At 48.1% G+C, this 23,734-nt stretch carries 24 protein-coding genes and 7 tRNA genes; 18 read left to right on the top strand and 13 right to left on the bottom strand.

Annotated features, from left to right (window positions below; all coding sequences use genetic code 11):
- The first annotated feature begins 164 nt into the window (after positions 1-164).
- Genes BLV22_RS09065 through dhaM form a run of 4 tightly spaced genes read left to right on the top strand, consistent with a single transcriptional unit; the run spans position 165 to position 2,663 of the window.
- Positions 165-647: a DinB family protein gene (locus BLV22_RS09065; RefSeq protein WP_091614189.1), complete on the top strand. Its 483-nt coding sequence runs from the start codon at positions 165-167 to the stop codon at positions 645-647.
- An 18-nt stretch (positions 648-665) separates the two neighbouring features.
- Positions 666-1,634, top strand: coding sequence for a dihydroxyacetone kinase subunit DhaK (dhaK, locus tag BLV22_RS09060; RefSeq protein WP_091614186.1), 969 nt, complete (start codon positions 666-668; stop codon positions 1,632-1,634).
- Positions 1,635-1,641: 7 nt separating this feature from the next.
- The gene (dhaL, locus tag BLV22_RS09055; RefSeq protein WP_091614184.1) at positions 1,642-2,262 is read left to right on the top strand and encodes a dihydroxyacetone kinase subunit DhaL; all 621 of its coding nucleotides are present in this window, start codon (positions 1,642-1,644) and stop codon (positions 2,260-2,262) included.
- Positions 2,262-2,663: a dihydroxyacetone kinase phosphoryl donor subunit DhaM gene (gene dhaM / locus BLV22_RS09050; RefSeq protein WP_091614182.1), complete on the top strand. Its 402-nt coding sequence runs from the start codon at positions 2,262-2,264 to the stop codon at positions 2,661-2,663. The genes dhaL and dhaM overlap by 1 nt, the downstream gene beginning before the upstream one ends.
- A gap of 104 nt (positions 2,664-2,767) precedes the next feature.
- Here dhaM and BLV22_RS09045 read toward each other — a convergent pair whose 3' ends face one another.
- The 7 genes from BLV22_RS09045 to BLV22_RS09015 form a co-directional block, all read right to left on the bottom strand.
- The gene (locus BLV22_RS09045; RefSeq protein WP_091614179.1) at positions 2,768-4,039 is read right to left on the bottom strand and encodes a multidrug effflux MFS transporter; all 1,272 of its coding nucleotides are present in this window, start codon (positions 4,037-4,039) and stop codon (positions 2,768-2,770) included.
- A gap of 104 nt (positions 4,040-4,143) precedes the next feature.
- Positions 4,144-4,452, bottom strand: coding sequence for a hypothetical protein (locus BLV22_RS09040; protein ID WP_091614177.1), 309 nt, complete (start codon positions 4,450-4,452; stop codon positions 4,144-4,146).
- A gap of 6 nt (positions 4,453-4,458) precedes the next feature.
- Positions 4,459-5,436, bottom strand: a complete 978-nt coding sequence (locus tag BLV22_RS09035) for a Gfo/Idh/MocA family protein (RefSeq protein WP_091614174.1) — start codon at positions 5,434-5,436, stop codon at positions 4,459-4,461.
- Positions 5,437-5,467: 31 nt separating this feature from the next.
- Positions 5,468-5,830, bottom strand: a complete 363-nt coding sequence (locus tag BLV22_RS09030; protein WP_091614171.1) for a hypothetical protein — start codon at positions 5,828-5,830, stop codon at positions 5,468-5,470.
- 161 nt (positions 5,831-5,991) lie between these two features.
- On the bottom strand, positions 5,992-7,050 hold the full coding sequence (locus BLV22_RS09025; protein ID WP_091614168.1) for a M20/M25/M40 family metallo-hydrolase: 1,059 nt from the start codon (positions 7,048-7,050) through the stop codon (positions 5,992-5,994).
- An 86-nt stretch (positions 7,051-7,136) separates the two neighbouring features.
- On the bottom strand, positions 7,137-8,369 hold the full coding sequence (locus tag BLV22_RS09020; RefSeq protein ID WP_091614166.1) for a DNA polymerase IV: 1,233 nt from the start codon (positions 8,367-8,369) through the stop codon (positions 7,137-7,139).
- A 130-nt stretch (positions 8,370-8,499) separates the two neighbouring features.
- Positions 8,500-8,958: a MarR family winged helix-turn-helix transcriptional regulator gene (locus BLV22_RS09015; protein WP_091614163.1), complete on the bottom strand. Its 459-nt coding sequence runs from the start codon at positions 8,956-8,958 to the stop codon at positions 8,500-8,502.
- Positions 8,959-9,454: 496 nt separating this feature from the next.
- On the opposite strand from BLV22_RS09015, the gene BLV22_RS09010 reads away from it, so the two are divergent.
- Positions 9,455-10,270, top strand: a complete 816-nt coding sequence (locus tag BLV22_RS09010; protein WP_176967725.1) for an MBL fold metallo-hydrolase — start codon at positions 9,455-9,457, stop codon at positions 10,268-10,270.
- Positions 10,271-10,479: 209 nt separating this feature from the next.
- Positions 10,480-11,340 (top strand): M15 family metallopeptidase, encoded by an 861-nt coding sequence (locus tag BLV22_RS09005; RefSeq protein WP_245724057.1) that lies wholly within the window; start codon positions 10,480-10,482, stop codon positions 11,338-11,340.
- Positions 11,341-11,368: 28 nt separating this feature from the next.
- Here the strand turns inward: BLV22_RS09005 and prpB are convergent, their stop codons facing one another.
- The 5 genes from prpB to BLV22_RS08980 all read right to left on the bottom strand — a co-directional run bounded on the left by prpB (position 11,369) and on the right by BLV22_RS08980 (position 17,096).
- Positions 11,369-12,286 (bottom strand): methylisocitrate lyase, encoded by a 918-nt coding sequence (gene prpB, locus BLV22_RS09000; protein WP_091614155.1) that lies wholly within the window; start codon positions 12,284-12,286, stop codon positions 11,369-11,371.
- A gap of 14 nt (positions 12,287-12,300) precedes the next feature.
- The gene (locus BLV22_RS08995) at positions 12,301-13,728 is read right to left on the bottom strand and encodes a bifunctional 2-methylcitrate dehydratase/aconitate hydratase (protein WP_281241105.1); all 1,428 of its coding nucleotides are present in this window, start codon (positions 13,726-13,728) and stop codon (positions 12,301-12,303) included.
- Positions 13,729-13,742: 14 nt separating this feature from the next.
- Positions 13,743-14,861: a citrate synthase gene (mmgD, locus tag BLV22_RS08990; RefSeq protein WP_091614149.1), complete on the bottom strand. Its 1,119-nt coding sequence runs from the start codon at positions 14,859-14,861 to the stop codon at positions 13,743-13,745.
- A 116-nt stretch (positions 14,862-14,977) separates the two neighbouring features.
- Positions 14,978-15,634 (bottom strand): GntR family transcriptional regulator, encoded by a 657-nt coding sequence (locus BLV22_RS08985; RefSeq protein ID WP_245724056.1) that lies wholly within the window; start codon positions 15,632-15,634, stop codon positions 14,978-14,980.
- A gap of 70 nt (positions 15,635-15,704) precedes the next feature.
- A complete protein-coding gene (locus BLV22_RS08980; RefSeq protein WP_091614144.1) occupies positions 15,705-17,096 on the bottom strand; it encodes an MFS transporter in 1,392 nt (463 codons plus the stop codon).
- 321 nt (positions 17,097-17,417) lie between these two features.
- Between BLV22_RS08980 and BLV22_RS08975 the strand changes: the two genes are divergently transcribed.
- The 10 genes from BLV22_RS08975 (at position 17,418) to BLV22_RS08930 (ending at position 21,885) form a co-directional block, all read left to right on the top strand.
- Positions 17,418-18,200 carry an alpha/beta fold hydrolase gene (locus BLV22_RS08975; RefSeq protein WP_091614141.1) on the top strand — a complete coding sequence of 261 codons (783 nt, stop codon included), beginning with the start codon at positions 17,418-17,420 and terminating at the stop codon, positions 18,198-18,200.
- Complete coding sequence (locus BLV22_RS08970) at positions 18,193-19,785, top strand: Mur ligase family protein (RefSeq protein WP_176967724.1); 1,593 nt, start codon at positions 18,193-18,195, stop codon at positions 19,783-19,785. Before BLV22_RS08975 ends, BLV22_RS08970 begins: the two co-directional genes overlap by 8 nt.
- A 21-nt stretch (positions 19,786-19,806) precedes the next feature.
- Entirely contained in the window at positions 19,807-21,015 is a 1,209-nt protein-coding gene (locus BLV22_RS08965) for a D-alanine--D-alanine ligase family protein (RefSeq protein ID WP_091614135.1), read from the top strand.
- A 166-nt stretch (positions 21,016-21,181) separates the two neighbouring features.
- A tRNA-Glu gene (locus BLV22_RS08960) sits at positions 21,182-21,256 on the top strand.
- A 47-nt stretch (positions 21,257-21,303) separates the two neighbouring features.
- Positions 21,304-21,379 (top strand) — tRNA-Thr (locus BLV22_RS08955).
- A 3-nt stretch (positions 21,380-21,382) separates the two neighbouring features.
- Positions 21,383-21,467, top strand: a tRNA-Tyr gene (locus BLV22_RS08950).
- 7 nt (positions 21,468-21,474) lie between these two features.
- Positions 21,475-21,550: transfer RNA gene (locus BLV22_RS08945), tRNA-Lys, on the top strand.
- A gap of 24 nt (positions 21,551-21,574) precedes the next feature.
- Positions 21,575-21,649: transfer RNA gene (locus BLV22_RS08940), tRNA-Gly, on the top strand.
- Positions 21,650-21,710: 61 nt separating this feature from the next.
- Positions 21,711-21,784, top strand: a tRNA-Gly gene (locus BLV22_RS08935).
- A 25-nt stretch (positions 21,785-21,809) separates the two neighbouring features.
- A tRNA-Ala gene (locus BLV22_RS08930) sits at positions 21,810-21,885 on the top strand.
- Between the two features lie 129 nt (positions 21,886-22,014).
- On the opposite strand, the gene BLV22_RS15305 is transcribed toward BLV22_RS08930, so the two are convergent.
- Positions 22,015-22,239 (bottom strand): aspartyl-phosphate phosphatase Spo0E family protein, encoded by a 225-nt coding sequence (locus BLV22_RS15305; RefSeq protein WP_091614133.1) that lies wholly within the window; start codon positions 22,237-22,239, stop codon positions 22,015-22,017.
- A gap of 233 nt (positions 22,240-22,472) precedes the next feature.
- Here BLV22_RS15305 and sigW point away from each other — a divergent pair, with 233 nt between their 5' ends.
- Both sigW and BLV22_RS08915 read left to right on the top strand, forming a co-directional pair.
- The gene (gene sigW / locus BLV22_RS08920) at positions 22,473-23,039 is read left to right on the top strand and encodes an RNA polymerase sigma factor SigW (RefSeq protein WP_091614130.1); all 567 of its coding nucleotides are present in this window, start codon (positions 22,473-22,475) and stop codon (positions 23,037-23,039) included.
- Positions 23,040-23,056: 17 nt separating this feature from the next.
- Complete coding sequence (locus BLV22_RS08915; RefSeq protein ID WP_091614128.1) at positions 23,057-23,695, top strand: anti-sigma factor; 639 nt, start codon at positions 23,057-23,059, stop codon at positions 23,693-23,695.
- Positions 23,696-23,734: the final 39 nt, after the last annotated feature.

Here is a 23,734-nt window from a genome sequence, read left to right as displayed (position 1 = left end):
TTGCTTTTGTTTTCTTTGCCCGAAATTGATGAAATTCATGTGCGGAAATTTCTGTGCACTCAGGATTTATTCTTCGGTAAAAGGGGAATAAACAATATGCATGGTAGAAAGAAGGATTATTGAACACACACATCGAATCCTTGTGTTTAGATGGAGGTTTTAAGATGGAATATATTGAAAATATACGCATCCAGCTTCTGGAAGAAATCGAACCGGTGCCGGAAGCAGATTGGAACATAAAAACAGACGCCACCGATTGGAGTGTGGCTCAGGTAGTCGAACACCTCCGGTTGTTTGAAGCCTTCGTAGGAAGAAGTATGAAAAGCGCCCTGGAAACAGAACCTACTACAAGGGCGGAAGAAAAGCCGATTCAAATGATGAAGTACCGGCGCCGTCCGGCAGAAGCTCCGCAGGAGCTCCAGCCGGAGGACATGGAATTTGGTAAGCAGAGCCTGCTCGAAGAACTGAAGGAAACAAGAGACTATATCCGTCACTTGGAGGAAAAACATACCAGTGAGGAGTTAGCAGCACGTTCCATTTCGCATCCCAATTTTGGGCCTATGCCTCTTCATCAGTGGCTGGAAATGATCGGTCTCCATGAAGAACGCCATATCGCTCAAATACAAGATATAAAAGCAAAATTATAGACTGAGGGAGGAAAAGAAATGAAGAAGCTCATTAATGGTGTGGATCAGATTGTTTCTGAAATGGTTGAAGGACTGGTGGCTGCTCATCCGGATAAGCTCCGGGCGATTGAAAATACGAATGTTATTGTGCGGGCCGATGCGCCGGTGCAGGGCAAAGTAGCTTTGATCAGCGGCGGGGGCAGCGGTCACGAACCTGCTCATGCAGGATACGTCGGGGAAGGGCTTCTCGACGCAGCAGTGAGCGGGGAAGTGTTCACCTCGCCGACGCCCGACCAGGTGCTTGAAGCTATTAAAGCCGTCGACAGCGGTTCCGGGGTTCTTTTGATCGTCAAGAACTACAGTGGGGACGTCATGAACTTTGATATGGCTGCCGATCTGGCAGAAGCAGAAGATATTACGGTCAAGCAGGTCGTTATACGGGACGATGTAGCGATTTCCAACCCGGAGGACCGCCGCGGCGTAGCAGGAACGACCCTTGTGCATATGATTGCCGGGGCAGCAGCGGCTGAGGGAAAAAGCCTGGACGAGGTGGAGACAATTGCGCAGGGCGTGGCTGATAACGTGCGCTCGATGGGAGTTTCCCTTTCTCCGTGTACTGTTCCGGCTTCCGGCAAACCCGGATTTACCCTTGATGAGAATGAGATGGAAATCGGGACCGGCATTCACGGCGAACAGGGCGTGGAACGGCGCGAACTCATGCAGGCAGATGCCGTTACGGAAGAATTGGTTCAGCACGTGCTCGATGATATGCACTTAAATGACGGTAGCGAAGTAGCATTAATGATCAACGGGCAGGGAGCGACGCCTTTAATGGAGCTTTATATTGTGGCAAGAAAGGCCATGCATCTGTTGAAAGACCGTGGTATTCACGTGAAGAAAACCTTTGTAGGAGAATATATGACGTCACTTGAAATGACAGGGTGCTCGGTAACGATTTTAAATTTGGATGAGGAACGTAAACGGTTGCTACTATCTGGCAGGGAGTGAAGCTTTCATGGAACTAAGCGCAGCAGTAATGAAACAATGGGCACTGCGAATCAATGCAAAAATGCAGGAGCATAAGGACAAGCTCTCCGAGCTTGATCAGGCCATCGGAGACGGGGATCACGGGCATAATATGGCCCGCGGCTTTCAGGAAGTAGCCAATAAAGTGGAAGACGCTTCCTACGATGACATTGGCGCGATGTATAAAGACGTAGCTTCAACACTGATTTCGAAGGTGGGAGGAGCTTCGGGGCCGCTGTATGGAACGGCATTTCTTAAAGCTGCCAATGCATGGAAAGGTAGAGACGTACTCGACAGTGCGGTGTTTACCGAAGGCATCGAGGCAGCCGTCGGCGGCATCGAAACAAGAGGGAAGGCTTCTCTCGGGGACAAGACCATGCTCGACGTATGGATACCTGTCCGGGATGAAATGAAAGAGCACGGCGCAGACGCAGAGAAGGCTGCCAAAACAGCTGAAAAAGAAGCAGAAGCCACCATCGACCGGGTCGCAAAAAAGGGCAGAGCTTCTTATTTAGGTGAGCGTTCGAAGGGTCATATGGACCCCGGGGCCTTTTCGTCGCAGCTCGTTTTTGAAGCGTTGGCAGAAGTGTACAAAGAGGGGGCCTCTTAATGGCTAAAGTCAGCATCATCGTCATTTCTCACAGCAAAGAGCTCGCCGACGGCATCGTGGATCTTGTATCTCAGACGAAACAGGAGGATGTTGCAATCGCTGCAGCCGGAGGAACTGAAGACGGAGAAATTGGCACGAGCGTTGACCGGATTACCGGGGCCGTGGAATCGGTTACGACCGAAGAAGGCGTGCTGCTTCTTTTTGACATCGGCAGTGCATTAATGAATGCGGAGATGGCTCTTGAAATGCTGCCGGAGCTTGAAGGCCGTATTACAATCGCTGACGCCCCGCTTGTGGAAGGAGCGTATATCGCTGCGGTTGAAGCTGGCATGGGAAAAACGCTTGAAGAAGTAAAAAAAGCAGCAGAATCAGCAAAAGAATGGAAAAAAATCGAAGATTAATAATTAAACCCTGCAGCCATATGCCTGGCTGCAGGGTTTTTGATATAGAGTTCTGCACAAAAAGCAGAAATGCCCGGAGGCTTTAGCAATCCGGGCATTTCAGGTTATGAGCTTGTTTTTGGTCTTGCATTTTTATAATAGGAATCCTGAGAGGTTTTTTCTTTTTCGGCAGAAGGCGTTTTCGACGATCGCGCGAGTAACACGTAGCTGAGCACTGCCGCAGCGTCTGCGCCAAAAATAACAATGCCCATCGGTACCGCTGTATGCTCTCCGGCGATGCCGACCAGCGGGGCCGAAGCCGCACCGAATAAAAACGGAAGCAGCCCGATTAATGCAGCAGCGCTGCCGGCACGGTGGCCCTGTTCTTCCATTGCAAGGGAGAACGAAGCGGTATTTACAAGCCCAAGGCTTGAAACAACAAAAAACATCGGAATGACGATAGCAGCAAGCGGTGCCTGAATCACGGTCATTGTTAATAAGACGGAGCTTGAAATGAGAGTCAGCCCGAGCCCAAAGGTGAGTATTTTTCGTTCTGGCACAATACCGGCGAGCCGGCCGGTTGTCTGCGAGCCGATAATAATGCCGATCCCGTTAAGTGCAAACAAAAAGCCAAAGGTTTGCGGTGAAGCACCGTAAATGCCTTGATACACAAACGGAGTGCCGGAAACATAAGCAAAAATACCAGCCATTTTTAACCCCTGGGCGAGAGCGAAGCCCATAAACGAACGGTCCTTTAATAAGCTGCCAAAGGTACGTACTGTTTCTTTTATATCGCTGTCTGAACGGTTTGTTTCCGGAAGGGTTTCCGGAAGCAGGGATAAAACAATAATGAAGATAATAATTCCTATCGCGCTTAGCACGGCAAAGACGCCGTTCCATGTCGTGAAGTTAAGAATAGCTCCGCCGAGCACTGGAGCAAGTATCGGCGCAAGGCCGTTTACGAGCATCAACAGGGAAAAGAATTTTGTCAGTTCTTTTCCGGAATACATGTCCCGGACAATTGCCCGGGAAATAACGATGCCGGCCGAAGCTGAAAATCCCTGCAGGAAACGGCAGGCAATCAGAATCCAAATTGTTGGGGCAAAGATACATAAAATAGAAGCGGCTATATAAATAAATAAGAAAATAGACAGCGGTTTTTTTCTTCCATTCACATCACTCATAGGACCGACGATTAACTGGCCAAAGGCAAGGCCGAGCAGGCAGGCTGTTAAACTGAGCTGTACAAGCGATGCACTTGTATCAAGATCCTGTGCTATAGAAGGGAAACTGGGTAAATACATGTCAATAGTCAAAGCGCCAAATGCAGCCAGCGAGCCCAGCAGAATAGCCAGGCCGATCCGTTTTTTAGACGATACTGCCTGTGTGGAACTCATGATAGAATCTACTCCCTTGTTAAAATATGTAATATGGGACAGGTCTGTTTTTTGCACACAAGAGAGGATTCTAACATAGGGCATATAAAAAGAAAAGCCCGTTTTTAAGACGGACTTTTCCTGTTGTTTGCTTCCAGAGCAGCAAACAGCAGATGCCAGCACTCTGCAGCAAGAGCGAAAAAGAGAATAATAAGCGCTCCGGCCCATTCCTGAAAAAAGGCCACAGCAATGATTACGTACCACGAACATCGAAGCAGGTGCTGAAGCGGAGGCATCCATAAAAAGCACAGCGGCCGGAACAGAAGAAAAAAGGCAAAGCTGAATAGGAAAAACACATATTCCTGAGTCAAATCTACGGCAAATACAGCACTTAACCCTTCATTTATTAAAGAAAAAAAGGAAAGATTCATCATCTTCCGCTACTCCTCGGCATCTGCAGGAAAGCGGACGCCGATCTGGGCACGTATTTCATCAAGCACCTGCAGCGCCTGAATAGAGCGTTCGATAGGAATGTGCCGCACGTCTTCGCCGGCACACAGCTGAATAAAGGCCTTTATTTCGTGGGCCATGGAGTCCTCCTGATTGTTTTCCCAAAGAACAGTCGTTTCCTCTTTTTTTGTAAGAGTCACCCGGTGCATATGGTTAATATGATCGATGGTGAGCGTTCCGTCTTCACCCTGCAGCTCCACCGGCTGGTTGGAAGCAGAAATTTTTGAATAGCTGACAACGGCCTGGGCTTCCGGATAGCCGAGAAGAGCAGCGGCCTGGCCGTCGGTTCCGGTTTCAAGCAGATAGCCATGCGCCTGTACCGTGTGCGGCATACCGAGGAGTTCAATGGCGGGGTGGAGGCAGTAGATGCCAATATCCATCGAGGCTCCGTTGGAAAGTTCCGGCTTAAAGGCATTGAGCACGGTCCCCTTGCGATAGGCGTCGTAGCGGCTCGAATACTGGCAGTAGGAAATCGATGCCCGGCGGAGCTTTCCGATTTCGTCAAGATGGTTCGAAACAGTCTCCCAGGCCGGGAAATACATGTTTTTAATCGCTTCCATAATTGTGACACCGTATTCTGAAGCAGCGGCAAGAAGCCGCTTTGCTTCTTCCGCATTAGAGCACATCGGCTTTTCGCAGATGATGTGCTTGCCGTGCTGAATGCCGGCCATAGCTATTGAAAAGTGATGCCTCGTAGGGCTCGCAATATACAGAGCTTCAACGTTTGTGTCCCGGCAAAGCTGTTCCAAATTATCGTAAGCCGCAGGGGCATTGTATTGATCCGCCAGCGTTTGGGCACGCTCAATATTCCGGGAATAAACAGCCTGCAGCTGAAAGTCTTCAAGCGAACTGCCGGCCTGAATGAAGGATTCGGTGATCCAGTTTGTCCCCACAGTGGCAAAATTCATTATGTAAAACCTCCTTAAATGTCAGCTGGTCCTAAGAGCTTCCTTTTCTTTTCCGGGTCGTCCGTGTTTTTGCTTCCGCCTTTGGGATGGGAGCCCGCCGTTTTCGTTCTTCAAAAAAGAGAAAAAACTGATCATATGCCTCCACAGCAGCTGCAAAGCCAAGAATGAAGAAAATGGATCCGGCCTCCTGCAGCAGAACATAACCGAGGGCTATGTACCACAGCATTTTTAACAGCCGTGCAGCTGCCGGCTTCCATAAAAAGAAGAGAGGACGCAGTAAAAGGTACAGTAAAATAGCGAGAACAAATACAGCGATATTTTCGCCGAAGGTCCCCGGGACCCGGGAGATAATTTGATCGATGATTTGTCCGAATTCTGCTAAACGTTCTTCCATTGGCTGCATCTCCTTTGAGTGATGTAGATACAAATATTCATAATTGTATCGTAGCGGTTTTAGCTTCAAATGAACAGCCTTGAATCAAAAAAGTACAAATGATAAAAACTCTCTTCCTAAAAAGGAAGAGAGCCGTGAAATAAAAGGTACGTAAAAGTAAATTACGGACGGATAGGCCGCAGGTCTTCATTTTCCTGCAGGGAACAAATGTATTCAACCAACAGCCCGATAACATTTTCGATATCATCCATGCTGGCTGTCTCCACCGGGGCATGCATATAACGAAGAGGAAGAGATACATTGACGCTTGGAACACCGTTACCAGCGAGACGAAGCCGGTCGGCATCAGTACCGGTCACCCGCGGAGTAAGCTCGTATTGTACGGAAAGACCGGATTTTTTGGCAGCCTGCTCCAGTCCTTCATTAGCTGTCGGATGGATCGGAGCCCCTTTAGCCAGCACGGGCCCGCCGCCAAGCGTCACTTCTGTTTCCTGATTCGGATTGGACCCAGGGTAATCATAAGCAAATGTAACGTCGAGGGCAATTGCTAAATCCGGACGGAGGCCGGCGCCGGCAAAATGAGCCCCGCCCATGTTTGTTTCTTCGTTGACCGTGCTCACGCCGTAGACGCCGACCGCCGGGCGTTTGTCCTGCAGCCGGCGAAGCACTTCTGCGGTAATAAAGGCACCTGTCCGGTTGTCGAGTCCCCGTCCGCTGAAACGGTTGTTTAACAGCTTTTCGGGAGTGCGCTCGTAAACTCCGGCATCACCGACGGAAAGGTACTTTTCCATTTCTTCTTTGCTTTTGGCCCCAAAATCTATGTACAGATCAGAAAAAGCGAAATCTTTTTTACTGCCGCCTTTGTGTTCCGCATTGACGCCCGTAACGCCGGTGATAGGTCCCTGTCTGCCCTGAAAGGTCACTTTCATTCCCAGAGCAGGTGCCTGGCTGATGCCGCCGAGCTTTTCCACCCGTACGAAGCCGCTGCTGTCGATAGACTTTACTAGAAAGCCGATTTCGTCGCAGTGACCGGCTAAAAGTACGTGGAACGGAGCTTCCGGATTGATGGTGCCCCAGGCATTGCCTATCGTGTCTGTGTGAACTTCATCCGCATACGGAGAGACGTACTGAAGCCACTTGCGCTGAATAGCCATTTCATGGCCGGATGGAGAGGGAGTTTGGAGCAGATCGTATAAAAACTGTTCAGATGATTCCTTCATGAGTTTTCCTCCTTGGAAGTACAATTTATTACAGCATCCCGTTTTTTGTCTTTGCCGTCAACTCTTGTTCCTGAAGCAGCTGGGGCCTACTTGTAGTGGCCCCCGATTTTTTCTGCCCGGGAAAGGGCCTGGCCGCCGGGAAGAAGCGATGAGGCCTGGAGCACAGCAGCTGGTCCGTACCGGTCTTTGAGGGCGTCGATCGTTTTGTTTAAATCTTCGCGGTGTTCTTTTTCGGAAAACAAATCCAACTGTACAAATTGATTGCTTTCAAGCTGTTGAAGACTTACGCTCAGTCCGCGGACCGGATAATGTGTCCAATGTTTACGAAACAGGGAGGCGGCGGCTTCGTAGATAGCTTTGCCGTCATTAACCGGTTCGGCCTGTGCAGCCTGTCGGTGAAAATGGAGAGAATTCCCGTTGTCATGACCTTCGGCTCCTACGGTAACTGTCCAGCCGCTGCAGCCTTCCATCCGGGCCCGGCGTCCCACCTCCTCGCTCAGCTCGCGAAGCACGACGCTGATATCATCCCAACTCGAGTAATCACGGGGAAGGGTCATATGGTGCCCGACAGCCTTTCGGTGCGTGTGAGTGCCGGGAGAGACAGGGGAAGGATCAATGCCGTGCGCTGTCTGCCATAGAAGCTCTCCGTTCAGCCCGAAGCGGTGCCGCAGCTCTTCCACAGGGTAGGCGGCGAGGTGGCCGGCTTTTCGAATCCCCATCTGCCGCAGGTGTTTTTCCATCCGGCGCCCGACCCCGAACAGATGATTCACAGGCAGAGGCCAAAGCGTTGAAGCCAGCTGTTCCTGCTTCAAGGTGAAAATCCCGTCGGCAGATTTTTTGGCAAAATGGTCACATGCCATCTTGGCGAGAACTTTGGTCGCTCCGATACCGGTGCGGGGGTAGACGCCGAACGCCCGAAGAAGATGCCGGTTGATGAACAGGGCCGCCTGCTCCGGCGTGGAAGCCGTATGTTTATATGTATGCGTCATGTCTGCAAAAAGCTCGTCTACGCTGTAGGGTTCTACTTTATCGGTGTAAGCTTCAAGCGCCGTCGCAATTTGTACAGAAATCTTTAAATAAAGCTCCATGCGCGGAGGGATGACAACGAGCTCTGGGCATTTTTGCTGCGCTTCTCCAATTGTCTCGGCTGTTTTCACTCCTTGGCGTTTAGCAACAGGGCAGGCAGCCAGAACCACACCGCTCCGGATGGATGGATCTCCGGCTACGGCTGTTGGTTTATGCTGCAGGTTGGAATAATACAATTTTTCAACATTGGCGTAGAACGACTGCATGTCGATAAGAAAAATAACCCGCTCCACGGCCCACCCTCCTTCGGTGAAACAGTTGCTTCTTTCTATAAAGTATACCTCAAAATAAATATTTAAAACGAACAAATGTTCTTATTTTTGATAAAAAAACCGGGCTCTGGTTCAGGGCCCGGCATGTGCATTATGAAGAAGGAAGACCCCTTTTTTGTACGAGGGTGTTATTAAATCGCTCGAGCAACTGGGCAAATTGATCGCGCTCTTCTTTATCCCAGTCAGCTAACAGGCTATCATACATATGAATTCGTTCCTGCTTCAGCGTATTGATCGCCTCGATTCCTTCGTTCGTAATAACAATCTGGTTGACTCGTTTATCGTGATGATCCGGCCTGCGGGAAACAAGGCCTTTTTTCTCCAGTGAGTGGATCTGACGACTGAGAGTCGAAATATCGAGGAGAAAATGATCAGCCAGTTCACGTGCAGAACGGGGGCTCTGCTGATGCAGTACCTGAAGGATCAAATAAGCGGAACGATCCAGGCTGCTTGCCTGACTGTCAAGCGTCCGCTTAAAATCTGCCCGGCGCATTAACGTGACCACGCCAGTTTCAATTAGTTCGAGCATTTCTTTATCATGTTCGTTCATCGGGGCCCCTCCAATTCCAATCGGTCTTTTTCTCTATTGTAATATAGATCAGGATCGAAAAAAGAGATAAGCGCAAAACGATATATATAAAACGAAAATGACATACGTTTTTTCCTAGTCGGCTCGCTGCATAGCCCTTCTTTCAGCGTATTCCAGGCATTTTTCGCAGACAAATACTTTTTCATCCTGTTTTGTAAAGTATGGACGCATATAGGGAGTTTTTGAGCTGCAGTAGTAGCAGCGTTTTGAGAAAGAGAGGCTTCTTATCCATTGCTTCAGCAACAAAATTTCCTCCTTTTAGGCTAGTGTATATTTTTACGATAAGAGAAAGGGGGGATGAATGCGAACGATTTGCTTATGAAAAATAAAAAAGAGATGCTCTGCTTTTATATGCATTTATATAATTATTCAATAAAATAATACTTCAATTCATGAATGAAACCTTTCATTTTCGGGAAAGAAAATGTAAATGAATACTAATAAGAAGGTGATCAGCGTGGCAAAAAGATTAGATCGTGAACAATGGAGCGTATTTCAAAGCGAGCTCTATCAGACAAATACGACTGTCGTAGTGACAGAGGATTTAATATTAATTACAGATCCTACATGGCTCCCAGCCGAAATTGAGGAAATAAAGAATTTTGTCGAAGAGCGAAAAAAGGGTCAGCCAGTATATCTGCTGCTGACCCATTCGGATTTCGATCACATTATCGGGGCTGGCGCTTTTCCGGAAGCGACTATCATTGCTTCCCGCGGATTTAATGCGAGATCGGATAAAGAAGAGATTGTTCAGGAAATGAAAGAGTTTGACGAAGCATACTATATTCACCGAAGCTATGAAGCCCTGTACCCGAAACCAGATATTATTATTGATTCGGATGAGCAGGTGCTTGAAGAAGGAGAGACTAAAATTACGTTCTACCTGGCGCCGGGTCACACTGTGGATGGACTGGCGGCGGTCGTAGAGCCGCTCGGCCTTTGTATCGCCGGGGACTATTTAAGCAATGTAGAGATTCCCATTATTGAGTATCACAGCGAATCCTACCAGTTTACGTTAAAGAAGCTGGATGAGCTCTGGAAGGACGGCAAGTACAGCACCGTGATCCCGGGACACGGACTCGTTGCTTCGAAGCCGGAAGAAATAGAAAGGCGTCTCCGGGATTCAGAATGGTATATTGAAAATACGAAAAAATCGTTGGAGGACCCATACGTGGAGAGCGCCATTTTTGCGTTTATTGACCGTCATAAATTTGAAGCACCATTAAAGCAGGTACACGCGGATAATAAAGAACAATTGAAAACAGAAAGATAGAAAACTGGCTGCTCCGTGAAAGGGGGCAGCCAGTTATCATTTCAATCCTTTTATGTTTGATTCTACTGTTTATATCGGCGCTTGAGATGCTAACATAAAGACGGATGGAAAAATTCATGAGGAAGTAAGGGATAATTAACTAGGCAGACAGTCTCGTAAATACAAAAAGCATGAAGACCGCCTTGAATGGCAGGGAAAGGATGCCCATGATGAAAAAATGGATGATTGTTGCAGGAATTTCGGGGCTGCTGGTCAGCGCTGGCTGTGCAAATAACGGGAACGAAGACAGCGGGACCGATGAAGCTGAAGAAACCTCTTCGGACCCTTCAGAGGAAAATAACAACGAAGAGAGTCAGAAAGAAACAGAGAGCGATACAGAAGAGAAGACAGAGGAAGCAGAAAATGAAGAGCAGGCAGATGCAGGAGAGGAGCCACCCGAGACAGGAGAAAACGGGGATTTAGAGAATCCCTCGGCTATAGACGCTTTAATTAACCGGGAATACCACTTGCCGTCAGATTATGAACCGGAAAACTTAGTAATACCGGATGTGGCTTTTCCATTTGAGGGAGAGCCGCAGAAAAAGTATATGAGAGAGGAAGCGGCAGTGCAGCTTGAAAACATGTTCGCGGAGGCTGAAGAGGAGGAAATTGAGCTTTCGGCTGTGTCAGGATACCGTTCGTATGACCGTCAGGAAAGTATATTTGCAGCTAATGCGGAAGAAGACGGGGAGGAAGAGGCGAACAAATATAGCGCAAGAGCCGGGGAGAGTGAGCATCAAAGCGGTCTGGCTATGGACGTGAGTGCTGCTTCCGTCGGCTATTCGTTAACGACAGATCTCGGTGACACAGAAGAAGGAGAATGGCTTGAAGAAAATGCGCATGAATACGGCTTTGTAATCCGCTATCCAGAAGATAAAACGGATATTACCGGCTATCAGTATGAGCCTTGGCACGTGCGGTATGTAGGAGAGGATTTAGCCGAAACACTTAACGAAAATGACTGGGTGATGGAAGAATATTACGGAGAAGAACTCGAAGAAGAGTCATCAAACGGCGAAGAAGACAAATAAAGCCGGGGACGCCCCCGGCTTTATTTTTTTAATCTTCATCGATGGTCGGCAGTTCGGTTTTGGCGATTTTTTCATCCAACGCTTCGTAATCGTAGTATGAAATAGTGCGGTACAGCTCTTCGCGTGTCTGCATATCCTCAAGCATATCCTTTTGGGTGCCTTTGTCATGAATTTCCTGAAAGACCCGTTCGACTGCCTTGGCAGCGGCCCGCAGTGAAGTAACCGGATAGATGATCATATTAAATCCCCATGATTCGAACTGATCTGCATGATAATACGGGGTCCGGCCAAACTCGGTCATGTTAGCGAGGAGCGGTGTGCTGGAGAGGCTCTCCCCGGCCCGGCGGAAATCCTCCTCTGCGGAGAGAGCTTCCGGAAATATGCCGTCTGCGCCGGCCTCCCGGTACAGGGCTGCCCGCTCCATAGCTGCTTCCATTCCCTCCACGCCTTTGGCGTCGGTACGGGCAATAACGGCGAGCGTCGGAGCTACTTCTTTAATAACTTTAATCTTTTGAACCATTTCCTCAGCCGGTACCAGTTTTTTGCCGTTTAAATGTCCGCATTTTTTCGGGAGATCCTGATCTTCAATCTGCACGGCGGCTACCCCGGCTTCGGTCATTTCCCGCGCGGTGCGAGCCACATCAAGCACTCCCCCAAAGCCGGTATCAATATCAACGAGAAGAGGGAGCTTTGCTGCACGGACAATATCCCGGGCCCGTTCAGCGACTTCATGAGAATGAATGATTCCAAGGTCCGGCATCCCCCGGCTCGCTGTATAGGCAGCACCGGATAGATATAAAATATCAAAGCCGGTGTTTCTGGCGATCAATGCAGACATACTGTCATGAACACCGGGAATTTTCACCGCCGGCTTCTGCTTAATACGGTCGCGAAATAATTGCGCGAGTTCTTTTTGGGAGACAGGTTCTTCGGTTAGCCAACTCAATATATTTCCTCCTTTTAGTAAACCCAGTCTGACATAAAATGATGAACAGGAGTTTCTGCCAGCCGGTCATGGTCGAGCATTTGTTCGAGAAGCAGAGAGGCCTGTTTCGGCGGGTAGTGGGCATTCAGGTTCTGACGGCATTTTTCGATAATCTGCGGCTTGGCCTCTTCCCGGCGGCGCTGGTGGCCGAGTGGGTATTCCACTTCTGCTGGAGCGGTACTCGTGCCATCCATAAAGTGGACCTGGACCTGGTTGGGAATTGAACGCTTAGATGGATCCAAATAATCTTCGGTGTACTGTTTGTTTTCTTTAACGATCATTTTGTTCCGGAGCTGGTCAATCACAGGGTTTGCGGCAGCGGAATCTTCATAGTGATCAGCGTCAAGCCGGCCGAAGATCAACCCGACAGCTGTCATATACTGCAGGCAGTGATCCCGGTCCGCAGGATTTTGCAGCGGGCCGGTTTTATCGATAATACGGATAGCTGCTTCATGAGTAACAATATCGATGCGCTCAATATCCTGCAGCCGTTCTTTTACGTCCCCGTGCAGTTCGATAGCGGCTTCCACAGCGGTTTGGGCGTGGAATTCAGCCGGGAAGGAGACTTTGAATAACACGTGTTCCATCACATAAGCATCCATTTTTGGCACAGACAGCTCTTCTCCATTCATCATTACATCTTGAAAGCCCCAGCCTTTGGCAGAAAGAGCTGTAGCGTATCCCATTTCTCCTTTGACAGCCATTAAGGCGAGGCGTACCCCGCGGCTGGTGGCATCACCGGCAGCCCAGGATTTACGGGACCCGGCGTTAGGATAATGGCGGTAGGTGCGGAGACTGGAGTTATCCACCCATGCGTTGGAAACCGCGTTGATCATTTCCTGTTTGCTGCCGCCGAGCATATGGGTGACCACCGCCGTCGTAGCTACTTTAACGAGAAGTACATGGTCGAGCCCGACCCGGTTAAAGCTGTGATTTAAAGCGATGGATCCTTGAATTTCATGGGCTTTCACCATGGCGGTTAAAACGTCATCCATCGTCATGGGCTCTTTGCCTTCCGCTACGCGCTGCCGGCTTAAATAGTCAGCAGTGGCCAGGATGCCTCCAAGGTTATCTGAAGGGTGGCCCCACTCTTTGGCCAGCCATGTATCGTTATAATCGAGCCAGCGGATCGCGCATCCGATATTAAAAGCAGCATGCACCGGGTCGAGTTCAAACTGGGTGCCCGGCATGCGCGCACCGTTCGGGACGGTAGTGCCTGGCACAATAGGCCCCAGGTGCTTGGTGCACTCCGGATATCTTAATGCCAGAATTCCAGCCCCCAATGTATCCATTAATACATAGCGGGCGGTATCATACGCCTCGCTGCTTGAAATTTCCTGGTCATATACATAGTCGGCAATGTCGGTCAGTAAAGCATCTGTCTGCTGCATCGTCTGGTTCATCCTCATTTCCTCCTTTAGGTTAGCGTAATGCCCCGCGGCCCGGTGTAGTTGACTCTCGGGCGGAATAAACGGTTATTGCTGTGCTGCTCGATCACATGAGCTCCGAGTCCGGCCGCCCGTGATGCAAAAAAGATAGGCGTATACAGATCGATCGGGATGCCGAGCAGATAATACACCGGTGCTGCGTAGTAGTCGAGGTTTGGATGCAGTCCTTTTTCTTCTGCAATAAGCTCTTCACCGCGTACACACATATCATACAGGTCCATGCGGTCCTGCTTTTCCGCGAGTCGGTGCAGCGATTTTTTCATCAGCTGGGCGCGCGGGTCCATTTTTTTCATATACACCCGGTGGCCAAATCCCATGATCCGTTCTTTGTTGGCCAGTTTTTCCCGGAAGAGCCGCTCGACTCCGTCCGGGGTGCCGGCTTCCAGCAGCAGATGCATAACGGCTTCATTGGCTCCCCCGTGCAAAGGTCCTTTCAGAGAAGCCACCGCACCCGTGAAGGCGCCATACATATCGGCCTGTGTGGAGGCAATCACCCTGGCTGCAAAGGTAGAGTTAGGCATTTCATGCTCAATGTAAGCCACAAGAGACTGGTCAAACACTTCGGTTTCCAATGCTGTAGGCGTTTTCCCGGTGAGCATGTGAAGCATATTGGCACTAAAAGACATCGAAGAGTCTGGAGATATCAGTGGTTCCTGCTGCTGCGTACGATAACTGCCGGACATGATGGCAGGTATAGCGCCCAGCAGTTTGACCGCTTTTTCCTGATTGGCTTCTGCGGAATGGTCATGCATATGCTTCTCTGAGCCGCCAAGCAGGGAAATGCCGGTACGGAGCATATCCATGGCGCTCATCGAAGCCGGAAATAATGAAAAGGAAGAAGTCAGGGCTTCCGGAAGCTCCAGCTGTTGATAAAGGAGGTCCTGGAACGATTCCTTCTCCGCTGCCTTTGGAAGAGAGCCGTAAAGAAGCAAATGAGCAACATCCAAAAAATGACGGTTTTCCGCTAATTCAATAAGGTCGTATCCGCGTATAACAATTTGTTCCTGCTCGACATCAAGGTAGGAAATCGACGTCTCGGCGGCAATAATACCTTCGAGGCCGGGGCTGTACTCGTTTTCTGCAGACATAGTGGTGCCTCCTTTATTTTTAAAGCGTTTTCAAAAACGGTTAAAAATATAAGCTGCTTCTTTGTATAATTGTATACAATTATTTGGAAAAAGGCAAAACCCTTTTCGACGAGCTGCTAAAATGAAGAAATATGAAATTCAAGCGTTTCCTTTGCAGAGGCTAAGCTTCTGCGAATATGGGCACGCATGTAATGCTCGGCGGCCGGGCCGTCTTTCTGTTCGATAGCAGCCAGGATTTTTTCGTGTTCAGATACTGGAGTGTCGATTGTGTAATCAGGGTGCCTGTAGCCGCTGAGTCGACGGTATCTTTCGAGACGGCTGTTTAGCTGGTTTAAAAACTGAACTGCCGTAGGCGAAGCGTGTTCATACAATAAATGATGAAAGCGGCTGCCGTACGTAATGGAAGTAAATCGTTCATCTGCTTCAGCCATGTGCAGAAGCGCTTCTTTCATAGCTGCTGCAGCCTCAGAAGAGGCCCGCATGGCAGCTTCTTTAGCCACAAGCCCTTCGAGCGCTTCCCGGACAGCAAAAATATCGACGGCTTCTTCGATACTGAGCGTCTGGACTTCCATACGGCCATTCGCTTTTTTTACAATTAATCCTTCGAGTTCAAGACGGTAGAGCGCCTGACGGAGCGGGGTGCGGCTTACTGCGATTTCTTCGGTTAACTGTTCCTCACGAAGCGCCTGCCCCGGGGAATAACGAAATTCAATAATGTTTTGCTTTAAAGCTTCGTAGGCTAAATCGCTTACGGATACACGGCGTCTCTGCACAGGCCGTCGCTCCTTTCGGTTTGATTTTATCTATTATAGCAAAAAAGAGACCGGCACCGGGCCGGACTCTTTATTCAGGATTTTTCTCCGACCGTGGTGCGACCCGGAAGGCGCGGAAGGTGTACGTAAACATGGCGAGGGCGAACAGGGAAATCAGAGTCAGAGCGAGATAAACGTTAGAATAAATGGCGCTGTTGCCTCCGGATGCAAACGGGTTCAACGAAGTGGTCACGCCCTGAATTTCCAGCACAGCTCCAAAGATTGCGCTGCTGAAAGCTCCGGCCATGAAGTTCATCAGGTTGAACATGCCGATGCCGACGCCTGTTTCATTTTCTTCAAGGACAGAAGATAAAATATTGGCGGTCGAGCTCTGGATCAGGGGAAAGCCTATATAAGCAATGATTAGGACCACAGAGACCGCGACCGCGGAAACACCGGCAAATCCAGAAAGCAGCATTGTTCCAAAAGCAATGAAAACCAGGGCGGCGATAACGACTACTTTTGGACCGTGGCGATCTGCCAGGTCGCCCCCGGTGCGTCCGAGAAAGCCGGCAAGGATTGCTCCCGGAAAGATAACAAGACCGATCTGGGTAGTGGAAAGTTCATACAGCTCTCTGGTCATCAGCGGAATGATAAATAAAAGGCCGAACATGCTGCAGACTCCGAGAAAGCTCGTCAAAATGGTCACGGTGTAGTATTTGTTTTTCAGAAGGGACGGGCGGATAAACGGATCATCCGCTTTCGCCGTCCGAACAGCGAAAACAGCCATAAAGACGATAAACATAAGAAGAAAGATCCATTGAAGAGTAGTCACGAACAGTAAAATTCCGGCTATCGCTGCTCCGAAAAGAGCGGCGCCTAAATAATCGATAAACCCGGAACGTTTTTCTTCATCCGGCAGCCATTTTCTAAGAAAAGGAAGGGCTAAAAGCGATAGAATAGAAAATAAAAATAAGTAACGCCAGCTGAGCCATCCCCCGAGCAGCCCGCCAACAATCGGCCCCACACCGGAAGCGAAGGCTACTGTGGAGGAAATCAGGCCAAAAACGCGGCCTTTATCCTCCGGGAAAAAGCGGGCAGGTATCACAAACCCGAGTGCGGGAATGGTTGCTCCGCCTGCTGCCTGGAGCACGCGGGCGACGAGAAGCATGGCAAAGCTTTGAGAAAAAAGGCCGAGCGTTGCCCCGGCGGCAAAAAGGATGATGCCAAAGGTGAGCAGGGCTTTAATAGAATAAAAATCTGCTAATTTTCCGTACATCAAAGCCCCGATAGCGTAGACCATAATGTACGAGGTGAGTACCCAGCTGACCTGGGAGGAAGGGATGCCAAAATATGACTGGATATCCGGAATCGCCACGTTAAACATAGTGCCGTTCATAACTGCGATGGTTAAAATCAAAGCCACCAGAAAAATAAGCTTCTTTTTCTGGGCCGGACCGACGTGTATAGATTCATTCGTCATAAAATTTCACGCTTTCTATTGTTAGTTTCAGGGAAGTTGGTTTTGTATGGAACTATCATATATTAACTGAAACAAAACCTGGAAACAAATATAATGAACGAGGGCGTTCAGACGCCTTGATGAATCACAAAGTCGTCATTCTCGTCTTTAAGATTATGTGATAATATAAAGTGGTGGATTTGTGTATATGAAAAAATTACTGGGAAATGTATCTCAGCTGATTTTTACTGTGTTATAAAGACTTATTACATAGGCTGCGGCTATAGGTGGCAGGTCTGCATCATGCAGACTATAGAAAATTTAGAATAGGAGAGTCTCACTTTGTATATAGATATAGATGGGGTTAACGTGAACTACCATGTGTCCGGCGAAGGGGAAGATGTCGTCTTATTGCATGGATGGGGCGCAAACATTCAAGCATTTGCCCCAGTGCATCAATCGCTGGAAAAGAACTTCCGGGTCTGGTCGATTGATTTTCCAGGCTTCGGTCAAAGCGGGGAGCCACCCGAATCCTGGACGGTCGGTGATTATACCGAGATGCTGAAAAAATGGCTGCAGAAAACCGGTATAGATAATCCGATTCTCATCGGTCACTCCTTTGGGGGCCGGGTGTCGATTAAGTACGCAGCAGACAACCCGGTGAAAAAAATTATTCTGGTGGACAGCGCGGGTGTAAAGCCAAAACGAAAGCTGAAATATTACGTGAAAGTATATACGTATAAAACCTTTAAAAAGCTGCTGAAGCTGCCTGGATTAAAAAACCGTGAGCAGGAAATTCTAGGTAAAGTCAAAGGCCGGGTTGGATCGGCAGATTATCAAAATGTTTCCGGGGTGATGCAGCAGACTATGGTGAAGGTAGTCAATGAAGACCTGCAGCACCATTTTGAGCATGTTACGCCTCCGGTGCTGCTCGTATGGGGAGAAAATGACGAGGCAACTCCTGTATCGGATGCCAGGATTATGGAACAGAAGATGCCAAATGCAGGCCTTGTGGTACTGCGAGGGGCCGGCCATTATTCGTACATTGACAATTTAAATGAGTTTTTAATTATTATTGATCACTTTTTAAGAAACGAAGATCAGGGGGCCGCACAGCATGATTAACACTATATTAGCGATTTTATACCTGGCGGCTTGGGCTTTTTACACTGTGCGCTTTACGAAACGAAGCACACATATGCTCCAGCAGAATTCTTACAAGAATGAGCGCTTCTGGGGATGGGTTAAAGGCCATATCTCGAGGGCGTTTCCGATCCGGAATACGATCGGCCTTATAGCTGTTGTGCCGTTTCTTTTCGGAGCAGAAGTATTAGGCCTGATTATTGGCTTTCTTTACTTTTTGTTTATGGCTCTGACTATGCCGCAGCTGAAGGAAAAGAAGGCGCTGGTAGTCACGGCGCGGGTGAAACGGCTGTTTATCACGATCGGTGTTCTCTTCGCGCTATTCACTGTAGCAGGGCTTCTGCTCGGTAACACGGCTTTATTTTATACGTATGGATGGCTCGTGTTTTTAACAGTCATTGCGACGATTCTTACGTATTTTATTACGATGGGCGCGAACTATATTAACTATCCAATGGAACGAAAAATCAGCCAGCATTACGTCAATGATGCAGAACGAATTATTAAATCGATGCCGGACCTTGAAGTTATAGGGATCACGGGAAGCTACGGAAAAACAAGTACGAAGCATATGCTTGAAACAGTTCTTTCATCTGAATTTAATACGCTCATGACACCGGAAAGCTACAATACACCGATGGGTGTGACGAAAACGATCCGGACGATGCTGAAGCCTTACCACGAGATCTTTATTGCTGAGATGGGCGCGAAAAGGCCGGGAGACATTGAAGAAATCTGTGACATTGTGCACCAACGGTACGGCGTTTTAACGGCGGTAGGCGAGCAGCACCTCGAAACCTTCAAAACGCTCGATAATATTAAAAAAACCAAATTTGAAATTGTCGAAACGCTTCCGCAGGAAGGTACTGCTTTTGTGAATAAAGACGATGAAAACATTATGAGCTACGAGCAGCAGAACCAATGCCGGACGATTTACTACGGCATTGATGCCGAAGATCTGCACTACCGGGCTAAAAATATTGGCTACTCTTCCAAAGGAACGTCATTTACCGTGGTGAAATATGACGGCACCACTGCAGAGATTCAGACTAAACTGCTCGGACGCCATAATATTTATAATATTTTAGCTGCCGTGGCTATTGGGTCCGAAAAAGGTATCTCGTTTGAAAAAATAGCGAGAGCACTACGGAAAGCACAGCCGGTGGAACACCGTCTGGAGCTGAAAAAAACGAACGGAAACATTACGATTGTTGATGACAGCTTTAATTCCAATCCGGTTGGCTCTAAGATGGCTATGGAAGTATTGAGTCATATGCCGGAATACAAAATTGCCATAACCCCGGGAATGATCGAGCTTGGGGAAAAAGAGTACGAATTAAATAAAGCGCTCGGTACTTACATGGCAGATGCGTGTGATTTCATTATTTTGGTCGGGAAAAAACAGACTGTACCGCTTCAGGATGGATTAAAAGAAAAAAATTATCCGGAAGAGCAGCTGTACGTTGCCTCAGATCTTCAGGACGCCCTGGCAAAAATGAACGAAATCGCCACCCAGCCATCCGTAGTACTGCTTGAAAATGACCTTCCGGATTCATTCAACGAGTAAAGACATAGGGAGTGGAATAATATGAAAACGAGAATAGGAGTATTTTTCGGCGGCATATCTGTCGAACACGAGGTTTCTGTCATTTCAGCTGTACAGGCTATGGAATCCATGGATGAAGACCGGTACGAAATTGTTCCGATTTATATCAGTAAAGAGCGAAAATGGTATACCGGCGATATTTTAAGGGACATTGAAGCCTACAAAGACATGTCGAAATTATTGAACGAGGCTCAGCAGGTACTGATTACGTACGGAGAAGAAGACAATGTTGTCCTTCAGAAAAAGCCTGCACCTAAATTCGGCAAAAAAGAAGTGGCAGCCATTGATGTTGCTTTTCCAATTGTCCACGGAACGTTCGGCGAAGACGGAGCGCTTCAAGGGTTGTTTGAGCTTTACGGCCTGCCTTACGTTGGCTGCGATGTAGCCTCTTCGGCCGTAGGCATGGACAAAGTGATGATGAAACAGATTTTGAGAGACTCCCGTCTGCCGGTGCTGAATGATGTCTGGTTCTATAGCAACCACTGGGCAGAGGATACCGAAAGCGTCATCGCTATGATTGAAGAAAGTGTTCCTTATCCGGTAATTGTAAAACCGGCTAACCTTGGTTCAAGTGTGGGTATCGGCACAGCAAAAAACCGGGAAGAACTGGAACAGGCGGTTGAAGAAGCCACTGAATTCGCAGGGAAAATTCTCGTGGAAAAAATGCTCGAAGGTATGACAGAGGTGAACTGCTCTGTTGTAGGTGACTATGAAGACGTAGAAGCTTCGGTAATCGAAAAGGTACTCAAAACAGATGAAATATTGAGCTACAAAGACAAATACCAGGGCGGCAAAAACGGAAGCTCGTCCAAGGGGATGGAAGCGACAGATCGGGAAATCCCGGCGCCAATCACAGAAGAAAAAGCAGGCGAAGTACGGGAACTTGCCAAAGATACGTTCCAAATTCTTGGCTGCAGTGGTGTCTCCCGAATTGATTTCCTGATTGAGGACAGCACTGAAACAGTGTTTGTGAATGAAATCAATACGATCCCAGGCTCGCTTTCCTTCTATCTGTGGGACCCGGCTGGGAAGAGCTACAGCGAATTGATTCACCAGTTGATTCAATTGGCGTTGAAGCGGAAACGGGAAAGGGAAAAATTGACGTTTTCGATCGATTCCAATCTGTTTTCTCTTCAAAACGGCCAAGGAAGCAAAGGTGGCACAAAAACAGGCTCTGCATCTAATCGATAATAATTGTTCAGCCGGCCTTATATATTGGGCCGGCTTTTTATATGCTGACAGAATGAAAAGAAAAAATATCAAACTTTTTTGAATATAGTAATTTGGTTGCAAGAGAGAAAAAAATGCTTTAGAATACTTTATTGTAGCAATGAAAGAAAAACTCAATTCAGCTTATGGCCCGTTGGTCAAGTGGTTAAGACACCGCCCTTTCACGGCGGTAACACGGGTTCGAATCCCGTACGGGTCACCATACATAAAGCTGTTTTTGCCGATAGGCATGTAGCGGGTTTTCCACACGCCGGTCTAGCTCAATTGGTAGAGCAACTGACTTGTAATCAGTAGGTTGGGGGTTCAAGTCCTCTGGCCGGCACCATGTGGAGGGGTAGCGAAGTTGGCCAAACGCGGCGGACTGTAAATCCGCTCCTTCGGGTTCGGCGGTTCGAATCCGTCCCCCTCCACCATTTATACGAGCCATTAGCTCAGTTGGTAGAGCATCTGACTTTTAATCAGAGGGTCGGAGGTTCGAATCCTCCATGGCTCACCATTGTAATTATCCATGCTTTGAACTGCGGAAGTAGTTCAGTGGTAGAACACCACCTTGCCAAGGTGGGGGTCGCGGGTTCGAATCCCGTCTTCCGCTCCATTATTTGACGAGCAGGGTAAGCAGTGATAGTATGAACAATATTGATTTGTATATAGATTGTGCGGGTGTAGTTTAGTGGTAAAACCTCAGCCTTCCAAGCTGATGTCGTGGGTTCGATTCCCATCACCCGCTCCATTTTTGTTAGATCAAATATGCTCAGGGGGCCTTAGCTCAGCTGGGAGAGCGCCTGCCTTGCACGCAGGAGGTCAGCGGTTCGATCCCGCTAGGCTCCACCAAACAATACAAACGTATTCAGCCTGCAGGGCTGATTTTTTTATGTCAATTTTAAGGCTTTTAACCCTCCGGGGATGAATGTCTGAAAGAATCATGGTAGAATACGCGGGCATAGTAAAACTCTTATGCATTTACGAAGAGTGCATAAGAGTTTTACGGGACATAAGCTCATATTTATTTAAAAGAACATCCAGCTCCTTACTTAAAGCCAGGACATCATCCGAAATCAGGGAAGCCGTATGATCGGAAGTCAGTTGATGGAGTCTGTCTCTTGTTTGTTCTATCTCCTGCCGTAAATATTGTTGAGACAAACGTTCTTCACCTCCTATTTGTTTCGTGTTTACATTATTACCCATTCTAACTCATTTTCAAAGGTATTTATGCCATATTTTCCAAAATGTGACTATGGTTCTAGAGGGGGCATAAATAGTAATATGGATAAAGATAGGGGCTGAAAATCGTGTTACAATTGGCTGAATTGAAAAAATTACCATCATAAAGATGGGTTAAACAGCCGAATGCTGTTAAATAAATGAAACGGATAGACTCATTGAACGTATGTATAGTCCCACGAGGTGGAGGTCGCCAAATGGATGCAACAGTGAAACGGCTAGTGAAAGAAGTGAAAAAAGACGGGGATCAGGATGCTTTCCGGGAATTGGTTGATTTGTACAAGGACAAGGTATATCAAATCGCCTACCGAATGGTGGGCAATGCCTATGAAGCTCAAGATATGGCCCAGGAAGCGTTTTTAAGAGCATATGCCAATATTGAAAGCTATGATGAAAAAAGAAAATTCTCCACCTGGCTTTTCCGTATTACTACAAATCTTTGCATCGACCGTCTCCGTAAGAAAAAGCCGGACTATTCCCTGGATGCAGAAATACCCGGTGCGGATGGGCTCGATGGATATTCGCAGCTTTCTTCGCCGGACAAACTGCCGGATGAACAGGTCGTGACTATGGAAATGCAGGAATGGGTGCAGGAAGGAATATTGAAGCTGCCGCCAAAATACCGGACAGCTATCGTCCTCCGCTACATTGAAGATCTTTCCATTCAGGAAATCAGTGAGATACTGGACCTTCCCGAAAATACGGTGAAAACGCATGTGCACAGGGGGCGCGAAGCTTTAAGAAAACATTTGGGAAACACGTGAATGAGGGGGGTGGGACCATGGCTTTAAACGAGCGGGAGGAAGAGTACATCCAGCGCTACATTGACGGCGATATGGATGAACGTGAAAAGGAAAAGTTCCATACGTATATCAAAGAAAATCCGGAATGTGTGCACCGTCTCCAGGAATTGAAGCGGACAGTGACAATAGTGCAGGGAACTTCGCACGTTTGGGCTCCAGAGACTTTTACCGACAGCATTATGAAAGAACTGCCTAAGAAAAGAAAACGCACAGCCTGGAAATCATGGTCCAGGCAGCATCCTGTGCTGGTTGCAGTTTCCATGTTTATTGTGCTGATGGCTTCAAGCGTACTGTTTGCCTGGAATGATCAGTCGGGGGCTGAAATGACGGTTACTGGCGACCGGGAGAACGTAAATATTGATTATGATAATAACGCAGTAATCATACCGGAAGATGAAACGGTACAGGGGGATTTAACCGTTAGAAACGGAGAAGTGGATGTACACGGGAACGTAAACGGTGACCTTACGGTAATTAACGGGGAACCCTACATGGCTTCAGCCGGAAGCGTTTCCGGCAATATTGAGGAAGTGGACCAGGTGCTCGAGTGGATCTGGTACCATACGAAACGAATAAGTCAGGAAGCCTGGCATATGGATGATGAAGAAGCGGCATAAGAAAGATGTTTATAAACAGCAGCAGGCTTTCAGCAGAGC

Source organism: Marinococcus luteus (assembly GCF_900106595.1).
GTDB lineage: Bacteria > Bacillota > Bacilli > Bacillales > Marinococcaceae > Marinococcus > Marinococcus luteus.
This window is presented reverse-complemented; position numbering and strand designations above follow the sequence as displayed.

Bases quoted from the DNA above. Each gene is read 5' to 3' on its own strand.
- BLV22_RS09065 (WP_091614189.1), top strand. From the start codon at position 165: ATGGAATATATTGAAAATATACGCATCCAGCTTCTGGAAGAAATCGAA.
- dhaK (WP_091614186.1), top strand. From the start codon at position 666: ATGAAGAAGCTCATTAATGGTGTGGATCAGATTGTTTCTGAAATGGTT.
- dhaL (WP_091614184.1), top strand. From the start codon at position 1,642: ATGGAACTAAGCGCAGCAGTAATGAAACAATGGGCACTGCGAATCAAT.
- dhaM (WP_091614182.1), top strand. From the start codon at position 2,262: ATGGCTAAAGTCAGCATCATCGTCATTTCTCACAGCAAAGAGCTCGCC.
- BLV22_RS09045 (WP_091614179.1), bottom strand. From the start codon at position 4,039: ATGAGTTCCACACAGGCAGTATCGTCTAAAAAACGGATCGGCCTGGCT.
- BLV22_RS09040 (WP_091614177.1), bottom strand. From the start codon at position 4,452: ATGATGAATCTTTCCTTTTTTTCTTTAATAAATGAAGGGTTAAGTGCT.
- BLV22_RS09035 (WP_091614174.1), bottom strand. From the start codon at position 5,436: ATGAATTTTGCCACTGTGGGGACAAACTGGATCACCGAATCCTTCATT.
- BLV22_RS09030 (WP_091614171.1), bottom strand. From the start codon at position 5,830: ATGGAAGAACGTTTAGCAGAATTCGGACAAATCATCGATCAAATTATC.
- BLV22_RS09025 (WP_091614168.1), bottom strand. From the start codon at position 7,050: ATGAAGGAATCATCTGAACAGTTTTTATACGATCTGCTCCAAACTCCC.
- BLV22_RS09015 (WP_091614163.1), bottom strand. From the start codon at position 8,958: ATGAACGAACATGATAAAGAAATGCTCGAACTAATTGAAACTGGCGTG.
- BLV22_RS09005 (WP_245724057.1), top strand. From the start codon at position 10,480: ATGAAAAAATGGATGATTGTTGCAGGAATTTCGGGGCTGCTGGTCAGC.
- BLV22_RS08995 (WP_281241105.1), bottom strand. From the start codon at position 13,728: ATGAACCAGACGATGCAGCAGACAGATGCTTTACTGACCGACATTGCC.
- mmgD (WP_091614149.1), bottom strand. From the start codon at position 14,861: ATGTCTGCAGAAAACGAGTACAGCCCCGGCCTCGAAGGTATTATTGCC.
- BLV22_RS08980 (WP_091614144.1), bottom strand. From the start codon at position 17,096: ATGACGAATGAATCTATACACGTCGGTCCGGCCCAGAAAAAGAAGCTT.
- BLV22_RS08970 (WP_176967724.1), top strand. From the start codon at position 18,193: ATGATTAACACTATATTAGCGATTTTATACCTGGCGGCTTGGGCTTTT.
- BLV22_RS08965 (WP_091614135.1), top strand. From the start codon at position 19,807: ATGAAAACGAGAATAGGAGTATTTTTCGGCGGCATATCTGTCGAACAC.
- BLV22_RS15305 (WP_091614133.1), bottom strand. From the start codon at position 22,239: ATGGGTAATAATGTAAACACGAAACAAATAGGAGGTGAAGAACGTTTG.
- sigW (WP_091614130.1), top strand. From the start codon at position 22,473: ATGGATGCAACAGTGAAACGGCTAGTGAAAGAAGTGAAAAAAGACGGG.
- BLV22_RS08915 (WP_091614128.1), top strand. From the start codon at position 23,057: ATGGCTTTAAACGAGCGGGAGGAAGAGTACATCCAGCGCTACATTGAC.